Origin of the sequence: Alterinioella nitratireducens, assembly GCF_013155465.1 — a bacterium.
Taxonomy (GTDB): domain Bacteria; phylum Pseudomonadota; class Alphaproteobacteria; order Rhodobacterales; family Rhodobacteraceae; genus Alterinioella; species Alterinioella nitratireducens.
Window position 1 is genome coordinate 1 of sequence record NZ_JABJVX010000045.1, and the last position, 2,225, is coordinate 2,225.

The 2,225-nt window shown below is 63.3% G+C and carries 2 protein-coding genes; one reads left to right on the forward strand and one right to left on the reverse strand.

All coding sequences use genetic code 11. The features are described 5' to 3' along the window. Positions 1-1,551, reverse strand: a 1,551-nt coding sequence (locus HNS34_RS20520; RefSeq protein ID WP_172321932.1) for a M10 family metallopeptidase C-terminal domain-containing protein, incomplete at its 3' end; no start/stop codon positions are given. Positions 1,552-1,784: 233 nt separating this feature from the next. Between HNS34_RS20520 and HNS34_RS20525 the strand changes: the two genes are divergently transcribed. Continuing rightward, the gene (locus tag HNS34_RS20525) at positions 1,785-2,090 is read left to right on the forward strand and encodes a hypothetical protein (protein WP_172321933.1); all 306 of its coding nucleotides are present in this window, start codon (positions 1,785-1,787) and stop codon (positions 2,088-2,090) included. Positions 2,091-2,225 lie beyond the last annotated feature (135 nt).

Consider the following 2,225-nt stretch of genomic DNA (forward strand, 5'->3'; position numbering starts at 1 on the left):
GAACACCTGCCCCGCGACAGGGTCGAAACCGGCGTCGATGCTCTCGCCGTTCAGGATATCGGCCCCGGCCCCGCCATTCAAACTGTCATTGCCGCCCCCACCCTCGAGCACGTTCGACACGGCGTTGCCGATGATGGTGTCAGTGCCGCCGCCGCCGGTCGCGTTCTCGATCACCACGCCCGCGGCGATGGTGAAGCCGCCATGGATGCCGCTGACATGGGAGACATAGCCGCCGCCATTGGCGGCATAGGTCAGCGGGGCCTCGCGCAGATCGATGATCGCGGCCTGGTCGCCGGGATTTACGATCGTGTCGATCCCGTCGGCGTCCCAGATCGCGGAATAGAAGGCGTTTTGCCCGGCGGGCTGGTTGGCGGTGAAGAGGGTATAGGTATTGTTGCCGGTATTGGTGGACATGTTGGCCCCGTAAAGCGCCTGCAACACCGCGATATCGAAGGCCATCGGCGTGCCCTGCCAGCCATAATTGTTCGACGGGCTGGCGCCATGCGGCGCGGTCTGCCAGCCGTCATTGTAGCTCATCGTGGTGAAGATGCCCTGGTTGAGGTTGAAATCCCCCAGGTCGCCAAAGGCGGAAGTGACGCCGCTCATGACCGACGAGGTGCCGCCGGTGTCATGCGGATGCGCCAGCCCCATGCCGTGACCGATCTCGTGGATCAGGGTGATGAAGCCGTAGCCGCCCTGTTGCAGCCCGGAGGTCGTCCAGCCCTGGCCGCCATTGTAGAACACGCCGTGCCCGTCGAGCTGCGTATAGTTGGTGCCGTCGATCGACACGTCGACCCCGCCGACGCCCCAATAGCCGAGCGAGGAATCCGGATCGGTCGATTCGACCATGAAGAAGTCGGCCTGGTTGGGATCGGTAACCACATTGAAGGTCACGTTGGCCACGTTCTCGAAGGTTTCGAAGGCGAGCATCGCCTGCTGCTGTTCATAGGTCGACCATGATGACGTGCCCTGCGGGCTGTCATAAGGGTCGTCGAAACTGACGCCGCCGGGGACGAAATAGACGTTGATCACCGAGGGCGCGGTGTAGCCCCAGGTAATCGAGTCCAGAGGACCGCCCCCGCCGGGCGGCGGTGGAGGAGGGGTGCCGCCATCGGTCATCGTCAGGGTGTAGGTGCCCGGGTCATCCCCCGGGATCCCCGCCTGGTGGTAATAGCTGTCGGCGGCGATATAATAGGTGCCGCTTGCCGTAGGGGTGTAGGTAATCGCCGAATTCAGGCCGCTGGCATCATCATTGGTGACGATCGCGGTCCCACTGCTGTTGAGAAGCCAGAGATAGGGGTCCAGCATGGTGCCGGCGGTCATCGTGAACGTGTATTGGGTGCCGGCGGTCAGTTGCACCTCGACCCAGTCCCAGTCGGAATTCGCCCCAAGCGCGCCCAGGAACGTGTCGCCCGCCGCCATGCTGTAGGGCGTCAAGGTGCTGCCAGGCGCGTCGGTCGTCTCCGAGATGGTCCGGGCCGCTTCGCCATCTTGATGCAGCCAATTGCCACTGGTCTGAAACGGGTTGAATATCGCGCTAGTCATGCTCATCGCGCTTGTCTCCTTTGGGCGTGCGGTCGACCGGATCGGGCGCAAGGCCTGCGAAGGTCACTCCGTACGGGAAATCGGCATTTGCGCAGCGGGAGGCTGCGTGGAATATAAGGACCGGGAGGATGCCGAGGCAGTTCGATCATATAAGGAATCTGACCGCGCTTCTCGGACAAGAGCCATGTGTATCTCCCCCCGAAAAGTCGGCTCCGGGGGCAAGATAGCGGAGGAGGCGGATGAGAATCAAGCTTGGTCTTGCGGCCGCCGTTGGCGGGCTGTTGATGACAGGAGGATGGGCGATGGTGGCGGACAAGGCTCATGGAAACGGTGCCGGCGGCAGCCTGCCACACGCGGATGGACGCCATTTCGAAACGCTCGACGCCTATCTCGCGCATCTGGAGGAACTGGGAACGATCGGCATCGCCTGGTACGAGCGTCGCCCGGACGGGAGGTATCAGTTGATAACCCGGCGCCCGCCGGGGCAGGCCCCGGAGATTTTCACGCGGCAAGAGCTTCTCGAACGGTTCGGGTTCGCCGAGTAGCCCCCGAAAGACAGCGCCGTTTCGCGTTTTGCGGCGGCCCCGCCCGGCACGCGGTAGTCAGCCCCACCAATCCCTTTCCCGCCCGTCAGACGAAGACGAACATGTCGGTATCGAAGTCGCTGATGGTGGTGTCCT

What these genes read in the sequence shown, in the direction of transcription:
- HNS34_RS20525 (WP_172321933.1), top strand. Translation starts at nt 1,785, where the DNA reads ATGAGAATCAAGCTTGGTCTTGCGGCCGCCGTTGGCGGGCTGTTGATG.